The sequence below is a fragment of the Citrobacter sp. CK194 genome, assembly GCF_030333395.1.
In the GTDB taxonomy this organism is placed as follows: Bacteria; Pseudomonadota; Gammaproteobacteria; order Enterobacterales; family Enterobacteriaceae; genus Citrobacter_B; species Citrobacter_B koseri.
Genome location: NZ_JAOWGA010000016.1, coordinates 74638 through 91951 on the forward strand (window position 1 = coordinate 74638; position 17314 = coordinate 91951).

16 protein-coding genes and 4 tRNA genes are annotated in these 17314 nt (G+C 54.0%); all 20 read right to left on the reverse strand.

Annotation, left to right across the window (positions count from 1 at the left end; translation table 11 throughout):
* Positions 1 to 178: 178 nt before the first annotated feature.
* Positions 179 to 255 (reverse strand) — tRNA-Pro (locus OGX80_RS08120).
* Between the two features lie 43 nt (positions 256 to 298).
* Positions 299 to 385, reverse strand: a tRNA-Leu gene (locus OGX80_RS08125).
* 19 nt (positions 386 to 404) lie between these two features.
* Positions 405 to 480 (reverse strand) — tRNA-His (locus tag OGX80_RS08130).
* Positions 481 to 534: 54 nt separating this feature from the next.
* Positions 535 to 611 (reverse strand) — tRNA-Arg (locus OGX80_RS08135).
* A gap of 102 nt (positions 612 to 713) precedes the next feature.
* On the reverse strand, positions 714 to 2099 hold the full coding sequence (gene thrP, locus OGX80_RS08140) for a bifunctional threonine/serine APC transporter ThrP (protein ID WP_012131146.1): 1386 nt from the start codon (positions 2097 to 2099) through the stop codon (positions 714 to 716).
* A gap of 206 nt (positions 2100 to 2305) precedes the next feature.
* Entirely contained in the window at positions 2306 to 3046 is a 741-nt protein-coding gene (gene wecG, locus OGX80_RS08145) for a lipopolysaccharide N-acetylmannosaminouronosyltransferase (protein ID WP_012131145.1), read from the reverse strand.
* Between the two features lie 2 nt (positions 3047 to 3048).
* Positions 3049 to 4401, reverse strand: a complete 1353-nt coding sequence (gene wzyE, locus OGX80_RS08150; protein ID WP_012131144.1) for an ECA oligosaccharide polymerase — start codon at positions 4399 to 4401, stop codon at positions 3049 to 3051.
* A complete protein-coding gene (locus tag OGX80_RS08155) occupies positions 4398 to 5477 on the reverse strand; it encodes a TDP-N-acetylfucosamine:lipid II N-acetylfucosaminyltransferase (protein ID WP_115182284.1) in 1080 nt (359 codons plus the stop codon). Before OGX80_RS08155 ends, wzyE begins: the two co-directional genes overlap by 4 nt.
* Positions 5474 to 6724 (reverse strand): lipid III flippase WzxE, encoded by a 1251-nt coding sequence (gene wzxE / locus OGX80_RS08160; RefSeq protein ID WP_115182285.1) that lies wholly within the window; start codon positions 6722 to 6724, stop codon positions 5474 to 5476. The genes OGX80_RS08155 and wzxE overlap by 4 nt, the downstream gene beginning before the upstream one ends.
* Position 6725: 1 nt before the next feature.
* Positions 6726 to 7856: a dTDP-4-amino-4,6-dideoxygalactose transaminase gene (rffA, locus tag OGX80_RS08165; RefSeq protein WP_115182286.1), complete on the reverse strand. Its 1131-nt coding sequence runs from the start codon at positions 7854 to 7856 to the stop codon at positions 6726 to 6728.
* A gap of 4 nt (positions 7857 to 7860) precedes the next feature.
* Positions 7861 to 8538 (reverse strand): dTDP-4-amino-4,6-dideoxy-D-galactose acyltransferase, encoded by a 678-nt coding sequence (gene rffC, locus OGX80_RS08170; RefSeq protein WP_115182287.1) that lies wholly within the window; start codon positions 8536 to 8538, stop codon positions 7861 to 7863.
* Positions 8516 to 9397, reverse strand: a complete 882-nt coding sequence (gene rfbA, locus OGX80_RS08175; RefSeq protein ID WP_049009043.1) for a glucose-1-phosphate thymidylyltransferase RfbA — start codon at positions 9395 to 9397, stop codon at positions 8516 to 8518. Before rfbA ends, rffC begins: the two co-directional genes overlap by 23 nt.
* 17 nt (positions 9398 to 9414) lie before the next feature.
* The gene (gene rffG / locus OGX80_RS08180) at positions 9415 to 10482 is read right to left on the reverse strand and encodes a dTDP-glucose 4,6-dehydratase (protein WP_047460017.1); all 1068 of its coding nucleotides are present in this window, start codon (positions 10480 to 10482) and stop codon (positions 9415 to 9417) included.
* Positions 10482 to 11744, reverse strand: coding sequence for a UDP-N-acetyl-D-mannosamine dehydrogenase (gene wecC / locus OGX80_RS08185; protein WP_012131137.1), 1263 nt, complete (start codon positions 11742 to 11744; stop codon positions 10482 to 10484). Before wecC ends, rffG begins: the two co-directional genes overlap by 1 nt.
* On the reverse strand, positions 11741 to 12871 hold the full coding sequence (wecB, locus tag OGX80_RS08190) for a non-hydrolyzing UDP-N-acetylglucosamine 2-epimerase (RefSeq protein WP_012131136.1): 1131 nt from the start codon (positions 12869 to 12871) through the stop codon (positions 11741 to 11743). Before wecB ends, wecC begins: the two co-directional genes overlap by 4 nt.
* Positions 12872 to 12926: 55 nt before the next feature.
* Complete coding sequence (gene wzzE, locus OGX80_RS08195; protein ID WP_049009048.1) at positions 12927 to 13973, reverse strand: ECA polysaccharide chain length modulation protein; 1047 nt, start codon at positions 13971 to 13973, stop codon at positions 12927 to 12929.
* 12 nt (positions 13974 to 13985) lie between these two features.
* Complete coding sequence (gene wecA / locus OGX80_RS08200; protein ID WP_012131134.1) at positions 13986 to 15116, reverse strand: UDP-N-acetylglucosamine--undecaprenyl-phosphate N-acetylglucosaminephosphotransferase; 1131 nt, start codon at positions 15114 to 15116, stop codon at positions 13986 to 13988.
* A 202-nt stretch (positions 15117 to 15318) separates the two neighbouring features.
* Positions 15319 to 16578, reverse strand: coding sequence for a transcription termination factor Rho (gene rho / locus OGX80_RS08205; RefSeq protein WP_002437993.1), 1260 nt, complete (start codon positions 16576 to 16578; stop codon positions 15319 to 15321).
* A 78-nt stretch (positions 16579 to 16656) separates the two neighbouring features.
* On the reverse strand, positions 16657 to 16749 hold the full coding sequence (locus OGX80_RS08210) for a rho operon leader peptide (RefSeq protein ID WP_223849128.1): 93 nt from the start codon (positions 16747 to 16749) through the stop codon (positions 16657 to 16659).
* Positions 16750 to 16918: 169 nt separating this feature from the next.
* Positions 16919 to 17248, reverse strand: coding sequence for a thioredoxin TrxA (gene trxA, locus OGX80_RS08215; RefSeq protein ID WP_001280776.1), 330 nt, complete (start codon positions 17246 to 17248; stop codon positions 16919 to 16921).
* Between the last annotated feature and the right edge of the window lie 66 nt (positions 17249 to 17314).

Consider the following 17314-nt stretch of genomic DNA (forward strand, 5'->3'; position numbering starts at 1 on the left):
ACGGAGACAAATAACACGCAATACCGATAATTATTGATAAATCATGGCATTAGACGTCACCAGATAGCGACAACAGAAGCCTGGAATGTCTCAACATTGCGACAGTAATACAGGGGATCGGGAAAGAAGAGGAAGAAGAGGTGAAAACAAAAAACCCCGCCGAAGCGGGGTTCAAAATTGGTCGGCGAGAGAGGATTCGAACCTCCGACCCACTGGTCCCAAACCAGTTGCGCTACCAAGCTGCGCTACTCGCCGATGTACTGCTTTTTTTGAATTTTTAGTTCAACTCTTTAAGTCGTGGTGCGAGGGGGGGGACTTGAACCCCCACGTCCGTAAGGACACTAACACCTGAAGCTAGCGCGTCTACCAATTCCGCCACCTTCGCATTTCACAACTTTTAATAATGGGGTGGCTAATGGGATTCGAACCCACGACAACTGGAATCACAATCCAGGGCTCTACCAACTGAGCTATAGCCACCACTGAAATCTTTTACGCGGTATTAAAACCACCGCAGCTCCAGCACCGGGTAAATGGTGCGCCCGACAGGATTCGAACCTGAGACCTCTGCCTCCGGAGGGCAGCGCTCTATCCAGCTGAGCTACGGGCGCTTAGCGCCGTTGCGGGGGTGGATAATACGGACTTCCCACCCCTCTGTCTAGTGCCTTTTTAAATAAAATGCGCGTTTGGTTACGCTTTGCGCGTTTTGCTGCTTATTCCCCCACCTTGTGGGCAGTTCCGGCGCGATTCAGGCCGAAAACCTTGTAGACGAGCGTGACGGCAAGCAGGAAGATGATGCCGACAAACAGCGACATACGGGTATCTTCATTCAAGTACATGCCAATTAAAACGCAAACCAGGAACGCCATCGTCAGATAATTCGCCCACGGGAACATAATAGAACGGAAAGGATGGCTGATCATCGCGTCTTTATGAGCACGACGGAAACGCAACTGGCTAATCAGGATCACGAACCACGGCACCATACCCGGCAATACGCTGGCGCTGTAGACATACACAAACACCCGCTGCGGGTTCGGAATAATGTAGTTCAGGCATGAACCAATCAGCAGAATCGCGATCGACAGCGCCACCCCGGCGACCGGTACACCATGACGGGAGACTTTCGCCATCGCCGCCGGAAGCTGGCGGTTTTTTGCCAGGGCATACAGCATACGTCCACAGCTATACATGCCGCTGTTACAGCCGGAAAGCGCGGCGGTCAGCACCACGAAGTTAATAATGCCCGCCGCAGCGGTAATCCCGATTTTGGCAAAAGTGAGTACAAACGGACTACCGTTACTGCCGATTTCGTTCCACGGGAAGATCGTCACGATAACGAAAATCGCCCCTACATAGAAAATCAGGATACGCCACAGTACCTTGCCTACCGCGCTGCGCAGCGTAACCTGCGGATTCTTCGCTTCACCCGCGGTAATGCCGATCAGCTCCACGCCCTGATAGGAGGCGACCACAATACACAACGCCGTCAGGAACCCTTTCCAGCCACCGGCAAAGAAGCCGCCGTGTTCCGTCAGGTTGCCAAAACCGATCGCCTGGCCGCCATTGCCAAAGCCAAAGAAAATCACCCCCAGTCCGACCACAATCATCACAATGATGGTGGTGACTTTGATCATCGCAAACCAGAACTCGATTTCGCCATACAGACGGACGGCGGCCAGATTAGCCAGCGCCACCAGCCCAACGGCGATCAGGGCGGGTATCCATTGCGCCATGTCCGGGAACCAGAACTGCACGTATACCCCGATAGCGGTTATTTCCGATATCCCCACCGCCATCCACATAAACCAGTATGACCACGCGGTGAGATAGCCAAAGAAGGGGCTCATGTAACGGTGCGCATAAACGGCGAATGAGCCAGTAACCGGCTCCAGGAACAGCATTTCGCCCATTGAGCGCATGATGAAAAAGACGAACAGCCCGGCAACGATATACGCCAGCAGCACGGAGGGCCCCGCCCATTTCAGCGTACTGGCGGCGCCCATAAACAACCCAACGCCAATCGTGCCCCCAAGGGCGATCAATTCGATATGACGAGCTTCCAGCCCACGCTGTAGCTCCGGTTTTTTCTCTGCCATAAATCCTCTTGTCGTGTTTGCACTCGTTCCGGCGTTGTTGCCGGTTATTGTTATGGGTACATCAAGCGATGCGAATGGTTTCTTAAATTTGGCAAAATGGCAAATGAAGCATTAAAAAAATGCATGTTTTGTGTAAAAAAGGAACAAAAATGTGGGAGGCGGGCAACGCATTAAGCAGAATGCGCTGCCCGTAAGAAAAGCAGCGTTCAGAGATTGCCGGTGTAATGCCAGCGGAGATAGCGCAACAGACGCAGCTGGCGGGTGATACGGCTCGGCTGAGACAGCAGGCGATACAGCCACTCCAGCCCCAGCGTCTGCCACATTTTGGGCGCGCGTTTCACATGACCGGTAAAGACATCGTAGGTGCCGCCCACCCCCATATATAAGGCCTGAGGATGAATCACCCGACAGTCGCGCATCAGGATTTCTTGTTTCGGCGATCCCATCGCCACGGTCACAATCTTCGCCCCGCTGGCATGGATGCGCTCAAACAGCGCCTGGCGCTGCTCAGGTTTAAAATAACCGTCCTGGCTACCGACAATATTGACGTTCCACTGCGCACGCAGTTTTGCTTCCGTCTGCGCCAGCACCTCCGGCTTACCGCCGACCAGAAAAACAGGCGTCCCTTCTTTACCGGCGCGCGCCATCAGTTCTTCCCAGAGATCGGCCCCGGCCACCCGTGAAACCTGCGCCTGGGGGAATTTCTTACGCACTGAGCGCACGACGCTAATGCCATCCGCATATTTAAACTCGGCGGCATCAATCAACGCCCTGACTTCCGGGTCATCTTCTGCGGTCAGCATTTTCTCAGCATTGATCGCCACCAGCGTACCCTGCTTCATTTGCCCATCGGCAAACAGGTAATTCAGCGCATGTTGCATATCGCGCCAGCCAATCAGCTGCAATCCACGAAGTGAATAGAGCGGCGCTGTCGTGTTATCCGTCATTATTATCCTTCAACCTGAGTCTGCGGCTGCGGTTTCGCCCGTTGATGGACCAACCCGGCACAATCGAAAAGCCAGAACAAGAGTTTTGCCACCAGCAGGCAGGCACCAAAAATCACGAGGAAAAAGACCACTCGCGAGACAAAAGAATCCAGCCCTTCTCGCGCCAGAACAATCATATTGAAGATGGCGCCAAAGCAGAAACTGTGCAAAATCGCCGCCTTATAGCGATTCGTCTCGCGGTTGCCAAGCTCATACAGCCAGTCAAACCATTTAATAATCAGCCCAACCGCGACCGCCCCCAGAGGGATAAACAGCGCGCCGCCCATCACCACCAGCGAACCAATCAGCGTGGGGGAAATGGCGAGGCCAGAGTGGTTGTTCAGCACTTCCCAGGTAAAGTAGTTGGCTGAATTCAGCACAATGCCCGGACGCCCAGGCCACAGCCACGAAGGAATAAAGACATAAAAATCACGGACGATCGGCGCCAGTCCCTGGAAATCGATGTTGTCGTAGTTTTGCAACAGCAGCGCCAGGTTCTCCCACGGCGAGAAGGTATCGCGGGTCAGATACAGGAAAGTGTAAAACGCCTCATCGCCGCTCACGTTCAGCCCATAGCGCTTCAGCGCCAGCCAGAACATCCCGACAATTCCCAGCACCCCCGCCGCCACCAGCATCCACAGCGAGATCCAGCCACGAATAATGCCGATAAACAGGAAGATGGCAAACGCGATAATGATGTTAGCGCGCGTGCCGCCAACAATCATGTAGGTCAGCAGGCCAAACGCAACGGTACTCACCAGGAAAAACAGCCACGCTTTACTGTCCTGGCGCAGGAAGTAGATCACCAGCATCGCCGGAATAAAGAAGTAGAAGAAGCGTTTCAATGCCACGCCGGAGACTTCGCTGGAGAAGATCTGGCTGTAAGAGTGCAGCCGGAACAGCAGGAACCCATTGTGCATAAAGAAGATGCCAACGCTCACCAATGCAATCCCCATCAGCATGACCCAGGTAAGGTGAGTCTCCACCCGGTTCATGGTAAATAGCGGCTTGCGCGGCACATCCGTCACGCGTTTACGTAAGCGGGTTTTATAGGTCACGTAATAAACGGCATAAAAACACGCGGCGGACAATAACGCCTGCAACAGGATTTCCGGCGGCGCCACGCCGACGTCAAAGCGGAACACCAGCACGCTGGTCAACGGGAAGCCGAAGAAAAAGGTCAGCAAAAACAGCAATGAAAAGAATACGTTGAAGTTAAAGCGCACGCGGCGAAACTCAAACCAGGTCAACGTGGCGATAAACAGCGTAGAGAGCAGCCAGACGACCAGTAACCCGCTAAATTGCATCAGGCTCATGCGGCTTCTCCTGCGGCAATGCGTAACGCGTTATGCCACGCTTCAAGGTAATTTGGGCTAAAGAAGGTGATCCCGCTTTTATCCGCGGACGCCAGCTGCCGCTGCGCCTCACGAACCACGCCTTCATTAAGCGCGTCCGTCGTGAACAACACGGGCAGATGCTGTTCCGCCATATCCTGCCAGAACGGGTTCTCACGGTTAAGCACGCACGGGACACCCGCCTGGATAAGCAGGCACAACGTGCCGATTCCCTGCTGACGGGCAAAGATGAAATACCCGAGGTCGCACTGGCGAAGCAGCGCCAGGTAGGCATCGAATTCCAGTTTTTCGCTGAGGATGTGCAAATTTTCCGCACTGAACAGCGCCAGTCCCGCCTGACGGACTTCATCAATGTACGCATCGTTATTGGCCGGATAGCCCATCGGCACAATCACATTTACCGTGTCGCCGAACTGCTGATACACCGCGCGTAACGCCGCAATATGTTCGTTACTGCGATCGCCGGAGTTACCCACCAGAACCGTCATTTTCTCTTCACGCGGACGATCGTTTGCCATGTTATTAAGCGAAGAGTCCATTCGCGTCGGGAAATAGAGCAGTTCACCACGCACGCGCGGGTGCTGACGGGCGAAATAGCTCAAATCGCCACGAGTAGCGAACACACAGCCCACTCGATTTTGCGCCATGCGGCGAACGGGGTAAAACAGACGGAATTTCAGCCCACGGGAAACTTCATACAGATCCGCACCCCAGATGTGCCAGTAAAACTGCTCAGGTTTGATTCCGCCACTTAGCAGCGCCAGCCACAGGCTGGTATTGAACTGACCGTGGAAGAAGAAACGTTGCTGGCGATTGGCTTTCGCTTTGGCGATGACCGCCTCAGCCAGCGTTTTTTTCCCGGCGTAGAAACTCAGCGACAGAGCCGGGCAGCTTTCCCTGAGCCCCGCATCCTGACCTGCAACCATAAACACGCGCGCATGCTCGCTTGTCGCGGCCAGCGCATCATTGAAAAACCGCAGCACGGTTTGATTATGGTGAGGGATATCCGATCCCAGTACGTGAATCAGTACAGTCATGCCCGCCTACGCCAGAGTAAAAACACGCCACAACAGAGAGAGAAATAGACCACATAGGTGGCCATATACGCCTGTGCCGCCCCCAGCGCGCCATGCGCGGGGATCAGCCAGTGAGCGAATGCCATCAACAAAATGAACTGGCTAATCTCAGCCAGAATATAAAACCGCAGCGACGCTTTTGCGATCACCAGATAGCCAAAAACGTACGCGCCCACTTTCAGCACATCGCCCACCAGTTGCCAGGCGAACAGATCGCGCATGGCGGTGAATTTGGCGGAAAAGAGCAGCCAGATGGCGAAATCACGCAGCAGCCAGACCGTAAAACTCGCCGCCGCCACCGCAGGCAGAACAAATTTCAGCGATTTCACCACTTCGCGCGTAATCGCCTGCTTTTCGGTCAGACGCGACAGCGTTGGCAATAAGTACACGCTAAACGAGGCGGTAATAAATTGTAGATAGGCATCGGAAATACTGCTTACGCCCTGCCAGATACCAACATCATCCCAGCTGTAATGCGCCGCCAGCAGGTTTCGCATCATCACATAAGCCACCGGTAGCGTGACGGACGTAATCAGCGCCATCAGCGTAAATTTGCTGAGCTGTCCGGCAAGCCCTTTATCCCACGACGGTTTCAGGTAGCTAAGCGGGATCGCGCCGCGTTTAACCAGCATAATCGCCGCCGGGATCACCACCAGCGCAGGCACCAGCGCCAGACCCAGCAGCGCACCTTCATAGCCGCCCAGACGGTAGCAGCCATAGTAGGCAACAACTCCCACCAGGCTCCCCACAATCAGCGACAGCGCATTCCCGGCAGCGTCACGAAACCCTTTCATCAGCGCCAGCAGCAGGTTCGCCCAGGCGATCCCCATCTGCACCAGCGCCACTAAACGCACCAGCCCCTGGTAGTGGCTGTGCCCAAACAGCCCCTGGCTAATGGGGGCCGCCGCCAGCACGAAGACCAGCGCCAGTAGCGTGGAGAACCCCATCACCATTGCGGATGAAGTGCCCACCACGTTACGCAACCGGGCAGGGTTATCATGATGCTGAGCGACATACTTCGTCACCCCGTTAAATATCCCGGCCCCGGCCAGCACGCCGAGCACGGTCACCATCTGGCGGAAGTTACCCGCCTGGCCGACGCCCGCAGGGCCAAACGACACCGCCAGCAGTTTTACGACCAGTAAGCCTGCGCCAATTTTCACCAGCGTACTGGCGGCCGTCCACAGGGACGCTTTCGCAAGCGACATATCAGGAGAAATAGTTCAGCAAGGTCGAAATCACCGTTCGCTGATTAACGGGAGACAGATTATAAAACAGCGGCAAGCGCAGCAGGCGCTCGCTCTCTTTGGTGGTGTACCGATCTTCGCCACGGAACTCGCCAAACTTGTCGCCTGCCGGACAATCATGTAGCGGGATGTAATGGAACACCGCCATGATTTCCGCTTCTTTCAGGAAGTTGATCAGCGTGCTGCGATCGGTAATATCCCGCAGTTTGATATAAAACATATGCGCGTTGTGCCTACAGTCGTCCGGGATAGAGGGCAGGTCAATACGTCCCGCGCGCGCCAGCGGCGCCAGTGCGTCATAGTAGGTCTGCCACAGCGCCAGACGCTGTTGATTGATGCGATCGGCCGCTTCCAGCTGCGCCCACAGATACGCCGCCTGGAGATCGGACATCAGATAGCTGGAGCCGATATCCCGCCAGGTGTATTTATCCACCTGTCCCCGGAAGAACTGGCTGCGATTGGTGCCTTTTTCACGGATGATTTCCGCCCGTTCAATCAGGGAACGGTCGTTAATCAGCGTCGCGCCGCCTTCACCACCTGCCGTGTAGTTTTTGGTTTCGTGAAAACTGAAGCAACCGATATGACCAATCGTCCCCAGCGCACGGCCTTTCCAGGTCGACATCACGCCCTGCGCGGCATCTTCCACCACAAACAGATTATGACGCTTCGCAATCGCCATAATGGTGTCCATTTCGCAAGCGACGCCCGCGTAATGCACCGGAACAATGACGCGCGTCTTGTCGGTAATCGCCGCTTCAATCAGCGTTTCATCAATGTTCATGGTATCCGGGCGGATATCGACGAAAATGATTTTCGCCCCGCGCAGCACAAAGGCGTTGGCGGTAGAAACGAAGGTGTAGCTTGGCATAATGACTTCATCGCCCGGCTGGATGTCCAGCAGCAATGCCGCCATTTCAAGTGACGCCGTACAGGATGGCGTCAGCAACACTTTAGCGCTGCCAAAACGTTGCTCCAGCCACTGCTGGCAACGGCGCGTAAAGCCGCCATCTCCGCAAAGTTTGCCGCTTCCCAGCGCTGACTGCATGTAATCGAGTTCGGTTCCCACCACCGGCGGCGCGTTAAATGGAATCATTTTGTCACCTGTATAACCAGTACACGGTGCTTTCTACGTTGCCACCGCTCTGTATATAACGTTTAAGCGCGGCGGTGTTGCCCATCTGGGTCGCCACCCGCAATGTTGTCTTTCCGCGAGACTGCGCCCACGCGAGCGCCGCCTGCATTAATTCTGCCCCTGCGCCACGCCCGGCCAGCAGGCCGATGCGCGCATCGGTGTCGTTCAGTTCGCGCAGCGAGACAAACCCGCGAATATCGTTATTCGCCGCCCGGATAACCAGACACTGGTGATCGAAGGTGCCGTGCACGGCATTTTCAATCCACTGAGCATAAAAACGGGCGCCGGCGTCCGGCGCATACCACGGTGCGCGGAAACGGCTTTGCGCAAACGCAGCGGACGCCTGTTGACGTAACGCGGGAATATCGGCAATTTGTGCAATTTCCACGCCAGAAATACGTTCAACGCCAGCGACCGGCAGGCTGAAGTCGACTTCGCCTTCTACCAGCGAAAACCCCAACTGTTGCAGCGCATCTAATTCATCCGTACGCGCAGCAGAAATTTTCGCCTGCACGCGCGACCAGGGTTGCAATGCCTCTGGCGTTAACACCGGCGCGGCAGCGTTCACGCGAACAATGGCGCTATTGACGCCAAAGAACGTACTTTCCCACGTTAATGGTTCAATACTGGCGCGGACGGGCACGGAGTAGCTCCAGTAAATATTGGCCATAGCCGGTTTTCGCTAAAGAACTGGCGGCGCGTTTTACGCCCTCGTCATCCAGCCAGCCGTTGCGCCAGGCGATCTCTTCCAGACAGGCAATTTTGAAGCCCTGGCGTTTTTCAACCGTCTGCACAAACGTGCTCGCTTCAATCAGGCTGTCATGGGTGCCGGTATCCAGCCACGCAAAGCCACGACCGAGCAACTCAACCGTCAGCTTGCCGTCATTAAGGTACATCTGATTAATGGACGTAATCTCCAGCTCACCGCGCTCGGAAGGCTTCACGCGCTTCGCGTACTCTACTACCTTGCTGTCGTAAAAATAGAGACCGGTCACCGCCCAGTTTGATTTCGGCTGTTTCGGCTTCTCTTCCAGCGAGACCGCGCGAAAATTGTCGTCGAACTCCACGACGCCAAAACGTTCCGGGTCCATAACCTGATAACCAAAAACGGTCGCCCCTTCGGTTCGCGACGCCACATGACGCAACTTCGGGCTGAACCCCTGACCGAAGAAGATATTGTCGCCCAGTACAAGACAGGACGGCTCGCCGTTAAGGAATGTTTCACCAATGATAAAGGCCTGCGCCAGCCCATCCGGGCTGGGTTGTTCGGCATACTGCAACTCAATGCCAAACTCCGAACCATCGCCCAGCAGACGCTGAAAATAGTGCTTATCTTCCGGTGTAGTGATAATCAGGATTTCCCGGATACCCGCCAGCATCAGTACCGACAGCGGATAGTAGATCATCGGCTTGTCATAAATCGGCAGAAGCTGCTTCGACACACCGCGCGTAATCGGATGCAGGCGGGTGCCAGAGCCGCCCGCCAGAATGATACCTTTCATGCGTTCCTCCTCCGGGTTTAGCCCTTCAGACCTAAACGTTCACCCTGATAGCTGCCATCCTGCACGGGCTTCCACCAGGCCTCATTCGCCAGATACCACTGCACGGTTTTCCGCATTCCGCTTTCAAAGGTTTCCTGCGGCGTCCAGCCGAGTTCACGCGCAATTTTCGCTGCGTCGATGGCATAGCGTAAATCATGGCCTGGACGGTCATCCACAAAAGCGATCAGGGAGCGATAATGCGCCACGCCCTGCGGTTTTTGTGGCGCAAGCTCTTCCAGCAGATCGCAAATCGTTTCCACAACCTCCAGATTCTTGCGCTCATTATGGCCGCCAATGTTATATGTCTCTCCCACTTCGCCCGCCGTCAGCACGCGATACAGCGCCCTGGCGTGATCTTCAACGTACAGCCAGTCGCGGATCTGTTGTCCATTGCCATACACCGGCAGCGGTTTACCCGCCAGCGCGTTCAGGATCATCAATGGGATCAGCTTTTCCGGGAAGTGGTAAGGGCCGTAATTATTGGAACAGTTAGTGACCAGCGTCGGCAAACCATAGGTGCGCAACCATGCGCGCACCAGGTGATCGCTGCTGGCTTTCGAGGCGGAATAAGGACTGCTCGGCGCATACGGCGTGGTCTCAGTAAAGAAATCATCCGTGGAATGCAGATCGCCATACACCTCGTCAGTGGAGATATGGTGGAAACGAAACGCCGATTTTTTCTCATCATTGAGCGTCGCCCAGTAAGTCCGGGCCGCTTCCAGCAGCGTGTAGGTTCCCACGATATTGGTTTCAATAAACGCAGCCGGGCCGTCGATAGACCGGTCAACATGGCTTTCCGCCGCCAGATGCATCACGTAATCCGGCTGGTACTGCTGAAAAACGCGATCCAGCGATGCCCGATCGCAGATATCCACTCTCTCAAAGGCAAAGCGCTCATGCTGTGCAACTGGCGCCAGCGACATCAGGTTTCCGGCGTAGGTGAGCTTATCCACCACCACTACGGCGTCGGGGGTTTCATCAATGATGTGGCGCACAACGGCAGAGCCGATAAATCCCGCGCCGCCAGTGACCAGAATCCGTTTCATCAGCGCCAGACTCCTTTCGTATCCACAATGTAGCGTTGCCGCACGGCGTCGCCGTTAATCGCTTTAAACGGATGATGGTCAACCAGCATGACCAGCACATCCGCTTCCGCCAGCGCATTTTCCAGCGTGGCTAACGTGCAGCGACCTTCCAGTTTTTTCGGCAACTGATGAATATTAGGCTCTACCACCAGCGTTTCACCGGCATGCCATTGCGCAATCTCCTGCGCAATGCCCATCGCCGGGCTTTCACGCAGATCGTCAATATTCGGTTTAAACGCCAGACCAAAGCAGGCGATTTTGATGTCGCTGGCGCGCTTATTCGTTGCCGTCAGGCAATCCGCCACTGCGGCTTTCACCTGCGCCACCACCCAGTGTGGTTTACCGTCGTTCACTTCACGCGCGGTACGGATCAGCCGTGCCTGCTGCGGGTTTTGCGCCACAATAAACCACGGATCGACGGCGATGCAGTGGCCGCCCACGCCCGGCCCAGGCTGGAGAATATTCACGCGCGGATGACGATTCGCCAGACGAATCAGTTCCCAGACGTTAATCCCCTGATCGGCGCAAATCAGCGACAGCTCGTTCGCAAAGGCGATATTGACGTCACGGAAGCTGTTTTCCGTGAGCTTACACATTTCGGCGGTGCGGGAATTAGTCACCACACACTCGCCTTCAAGGAAAATCTTGTACAACTCGCTGGCACGCGCGGAGCATACCGGCGTCATGCCGCCAATCACGCGGTCATTTTTGATGAGCTCCACCATAACCTGACCCGGCAATACGCGCTCCGGGCAGTAGGCAATGTTCACATCAGCCTGTTCCCCCGCCTGCTGCGGGAAAGTCAGATCCGGGCGCATTTCCGCCAGCCATGCGGCCATTTGTTCTGTCGCGCCCACCGGCGAGGTGGATTCGAGGATGACCAGCGCGCCTTTTTTCAGTACGGGAGCAATAGATTTCGCGGCCGCTTCGACATAAACCATATCGGGGTCGTGATCGCCCTTGAACGGCGTCGGCACGGCGATCAAGTACGCGTCGGCTGCTACCGGCGTTGTCGTTGCCCGGAGGAATCCGCCTTCAACCGCAGTTTTCACGACGCTATCCAGATCCGGCTCAACAATATGGATGGCTCCACGGTTGATGGTGTCCACCGCCTGCTGATTGATATCCACGCCAATAACGTGCTTTTGGCGAGAAGCAAAGGCCGCAGCCGTCGGCAACCCGATGTATCCCAGCCCAATAACAGAAATGGTCGTAAAACTCATAGCGATACCCGATTATTTTTTAACGCGTGTAAAATGCGGCCGCACGCCTGTCCGTCGCCATAAGGATTATGGGCGCGGCTCATGGTTTGATATTCATTTTCGTCGTGCAGCAAACGTGTGACTTCTTCCACAATACGGTGTGAATCGGTTCCCACCAGACGCACCGTGCCAGCGGTAACGGCTTCTGGCCGTTCCGTCATTTCGCGCATAACCAACACCGGTTTGCCTAATGACGGCGCCTCTTCCTGAATCCCGCCGGAGTCGGTAAGGATCAGCCAGGCGTGGTTCATCAGCCAGACAAACGGCAGGTAATCCTGCGGCTCAATCAGTATCACATTTTCAACATGACCCAGGATGCGGTTAACCGGTTCACTGACGTTGGGATTCAGGTGAACCGGATACACAATTTGTACATCCTGATTGGTAGCGGCTATCTCCGCCAGCGCATGACAGATTTGCTCAAACCCCCGGCCAAAGCTCTCACGGCGATGTCCGGTCACCAGGATCATTTTTTTATCGTCACACAGGAAAGGATACCGCTTTGCCAGTTCGGCGCGTAGCGTATCGCTGGCCAGTACGCGATCGCGCACCCAGATCAGCGCATCAATCACGGTATTGCCGGTGACAAAGATGTGGTTATCAGGGATCTGTTCCCGCAGTAAATTCTGCCGTGAATTTTCCGTCGGCGCAAAATGGTACATCGCCAGGCGACCGGTCAAGGTGCGGTTTGCCTCTTCAGGCCAGGGGGAGTAGAGATCGCCGGTTCGCAGCCCGGCCTCTACATGACCGACAGGAATACGCTGGTAGAAAGCCGCCAGACTGGTGGCGAGAGTGGTTGTCGTATCGCCATGCACCAATACGACATCAGGTTTAAAATCGGCAAGAATCGGTTTTAATCCTTCCAGGATTCGACAGGTAATCTCTGTCAGCCCCTGACCCGGCTGCATAATATTGAGATCGTAGTCAGGCACAATAGAAAAGAGATTCAAAACCTGATCGAGCATCTCCCGATGCTGCGCAGTAACGCAGACTTTTGCCTCAAAATGAGGGTCCTTTGCCAGCGCATGAACCAGAGGCGCCATCTTGATGGCCTCCGGTCGCGTGCCAAATACAGTCAGTACTTTCACATCGATTCTCTTCGAATAGGCAGTGAGGGCCTAACCCCTCACTGCTGAGATGTTGCTAAATCGCGCGACGGCGGGTTAATGCGACGCCAGCCCCGATCAGCGCCCCAACAATGCCCCACATAACCATCAGGAAAGCACGGCGCGGGCTATCGCGTTTTACCGGTTCTTCCGGCGTGCGCAAATAACGATAGGTCTGGAAACGTGGGTCCAGCGTCGGCCCCACGTTCAGCGTGTTCAACATGGCCCGGTTTTGATCATAGTCCAGATCGAATGCCGGACCGACAGCCTGAAGGTTTTCAAGACGCGCTTGTAGCATAGGGCGGCCAAGCAAAAACAGCTCAGAGTCGGGTAATTCATCGGCAGGAACATCGGTCGCCGTACGAGAAATATTATGCTGCTCGGCAATTTTGAGCGCCTGTTCAATGCTATGAACACGACGAGAGAAAATGCTTTTCGCCACCTCTTCCTGGCGTTTAACCTGCGCTTTCATCTGGATAGTCCGCGCGGCCCATGCGCCTTTTAACTCATCATTCAGATGGCTCGCCGCACGCTGGCTGGCAAACGCCACATACTGGCGAAGCAGGTTGTTGGCATCGGGCGCCGTTTCCGCAATCAGCTTCACGCTATCATTGGTGTTGCGAGTGAAATCGCCTGGCGTGAACTGAATGTTATTGATCATTTCATCCAGCATCGCGGCATCGGCTTTGCTGTTGCCGACCATGCGCTGCTTGTAATAATCGGTCTGTAGCCAGAAATCGCGACGCGTATCCCAGGACGCCAGTTGCATGACGAACTCTTTATACGCTTCATCCATTACCGAAGGCTGATCGGCCGGCGCGAGGCTGGCTTTGATATCAAGGTTGCGCAAAAACTGCTGTTGGGAGTAATAGCCGCCCAGCATATTGACGGTGGGGCGGTCGGAAATCGCCGTTGCGCTCCACTCCTGACGGGCAAAAAACGTATACGCTAACGCAATCAGCGCAAAAGCCAGCCCTGTTCCCACAATCCATAGCTTCCCAGCCCACAAGGTACGAAACAACCCACGAATATCCAGTTCATTTTCAGCGCTCACGGCGTGTGCCCCCGGTAATGGTTGTGTCATCGCATCCTCAATTTACTTGGTTATCGTTGGATTGTTATCACGGTTTCTGCGTAGTCTGCGCTTCACGCGCTTAATAAATCGCGCCACCTTCCAGGCACGCTTAATGCAGTAACCGTAAAGGAAGAATGCTAGCAAAAAGAGCACCAACATGACCCATTCTGGAACAAAATGGGAATATTCTGCGGCAACGCCAATGGAAGCCAGAATCGCAGCGGCGAGCGTAATGAGAACAAATGCCTGTCGGGAAGTAAACCCTGCACGCATGATCAAATGATGAATATGCTGGCGATCGGGAGAAAAGGGGCTCATGCCCTTACGCAGGCGACGATACATAATCGCCACCATGTCCATTAATGGAATCGCAATAATCCACAGCGCAGTAACCGGGCTGATAGGATGCGTTTTACCCTGCGTGGTTTCCAGCAGGATCCAGATAACCGTGAAGCCAATCAGCGTACTGCCCGCATCGCCCATAAAGACTTTATAACGACGCCCCAGAACACCAAGGTTTAACATGATATAGGGCAGAATCGCGGCGATCATGGCGAAACACCATACCGCCAGACTCGTCTGCCCATCAAACCACAGAATCAGCCCCATTGCGGCAAATGAGACGCTGGACAGCCCGCCAAGTAAGCCATCAATACCATCAACCATATTGAAAGCATTGATCGCCGCCCAGACGGCAAAGAGCGTGAGGAAATAGCCAAAGGGGCCGAGCACCAATTCCCAGGGACCGAAAATATACCCCAGGCTACTGAGATGGAGTTTCCCTATCACCATCATGACAACAGCAATAGCGGCCTGTACCACAGCGCGAATTTTCACGCTAATGTCAAAACGATCATCCAATGCGCCGACCAAAACCAGCACACCAGCAGAAAAAAGGTATAACGATGCGTGCGGAATATAGTAATCCGAGAGAGCAAACATAAAGCTGATTCCTGCGAACACAGAAATCCCGCCAACCAAAGGAACCACCCCCTGGTGCCGTTTACGAAAATTGGGTTTATCCACTAAACCTATCTTGATGGCTACTTTTCGCGCAAGAAAAATAAAAATGGTTGTGAATAAAAAAATACTGATTAGCTCAGATAAAGCAGCGAGTAAATTCACAGTGTATGTGCTCTCAGCATATATCATTTCCTTAAAGTATAATGCGTTACGTCTGTCTCTAGAAGAGAGCATTCAGAACATTACACTTTCGACCACTCGTAGTTTATACAGCCCACAGCAATTCCACATAATGAATGTGATGATGACTTGTTTATTTGACTAACAGATCAGATAAATCGCAAAAGAAAAACGCCACGTAAAAACGTGGCGTTTTCGGTATCAGCCGGACTTACGAACGCTTCATCATGTCGAAGAAGTCGTCGTTGGTCTTGGTCATTGCCAGCTTGTTAATGAGGAATTCCATCGCGTCGATTTCACCCATCGGATGGATGATTTTGCGCAGGATCCACATTTTCTGTAGCTCTTCCTGAGTGGTGAGCAGCTCTTCTTTACGCGTACCGGAACGGTTGTAGTCGATAGCCGGGAAGACGCGTTTTTCAGCGATCTTACGGGAGAGGTGCAGCTCCATGTTACCGGTGCCTTTAAACTCTTCGTAGATCACTTCATCCATCTTAGAACCGGTGTCGATCAGCGCCGTTGCGATGATGGTCAGGCTGCCGCCCTCTTCCACGTTACGCGCCGCGCCGAAGAAACGCTTCGGACGGTGCAGGGCGTTGGCGTCCACACCACCGGTCAGGACTTTACCGGAAGCCGGAACCACGGTGTTGTAGGCGCGAGCCAGACGAGTGATGGAGTCGAGCAGAATGATGACGTCTTTTTTGTGTTCAACCAGACGCTTCGCCTTCTCGATTACCATTTCAGCAACCTGAACGTGACGGGATGCCGGTTCGTCGAAGGTGGAAGCAACCACTTCACCTTTTACCAGACGCTGCATTTCGGTCACTTCTTCTGGACGTTCGTCGATCAGCAGCACCATCAGTACGCAGTCAGGATGGTTGTAAGCAATGCTCTGCGCGATGTTCTGCAACAGCATAGTTTTACCCGCTTTCGGCGGTGCGACGATCAGACCACGCTGACCACGGCCAATCGGGGAAGCCAGATCCAGTACGCGAGCCGTTAAATCTTCAGTAGAACCGTTACCACGTTCCATACGCAGACGTGAGTTCGCGTGCAGCGGCGTTAAGTTCTCAAAGAGGATTTTATTACGAGCGTTTTCAGGTTTGTCGTAGTTAACTTCGTTAACTTTCAACAGCGCAAAGTAACGTTCGCCTTCTTTTGGCGGGCGAATCTTACCAGAAATGGTGTCACCAGTGCGGAGGTTGAAACGGCGGATTTGGCTGGGAGAAACGTAGATGTCATCAGGACCGGCGAGGTAGGAGCTGTCTGCAGAGCGGAGGAAACCAAATCCATCCTGCAATATCTCCAGCACACCGTCACCAAAGATATCTTCGCCACTCTTTGCGTGCTGCTTCAGGATGGCAAAAATAATGTCCTGCTTGCGCATACGAGCCAGGTTTTCCAGCCCCATATTTTCGCCGAGAGTGATCAGCTCAGAAACCGGCGTATTCTTTAATTCGGTAAGATTCATAATGGTGTGAGTTCTTAAACTTGGGGTAAATCTCGAACTTAATGTTGTGAATGGTATGGCAGGATCATCCATGCCTGTTTACGGCCACCAACTCATGTCTGTTCGCTGTCTGGTCACAGGAAAGTACACAGAACTGAAACGACAAGACGGATTGAGTGACAAGCCAGGAATCTGTTCACTTCTCGCGCGAGAAAAAACGGGAAGCGTTGGAAAAAACAAGACTCAAACTTAATAAGGTATGTTTAATACGAAGTCAACACTAAGTTAGCACGACTCAAGCCGGGCGTCCAGTCATCCGAATAATTTAGGATGCTGGTCACCCGAACATGAAACTTCCGTCTTACGCCAGGTTGGCGTCGAGGAACTCTTTCAGCTGACCTTTGGACAGTGCGCCCACTTTGGTTGCTGCGACTTCACCGTTTTTGAACAACAGCAGGGTCGGGATGCCACGGATACCATACTTCGGCGCAGTGCCTGGGTTTTGGTCGATGTTAAGTTTAGCAACCGTCAATTTGCCCTGATATTCGTCAGCGATTTCATCCAGAATCGGGGCGATCATTTTGCACGGTCCGCACCACTCTGCCCAGAAATCAACGAGGATAGCCCCGTCCGCTTTGAGTACATCCGTGTCAAAACTGTCGTCAGTCAGGTGAATAATTTTATCGCTCATAATAACTCCACAGGAATAAGCCTGGTGTGTTGGTTTCGCCTTCATCAACGACGTGTTGATGTCGCA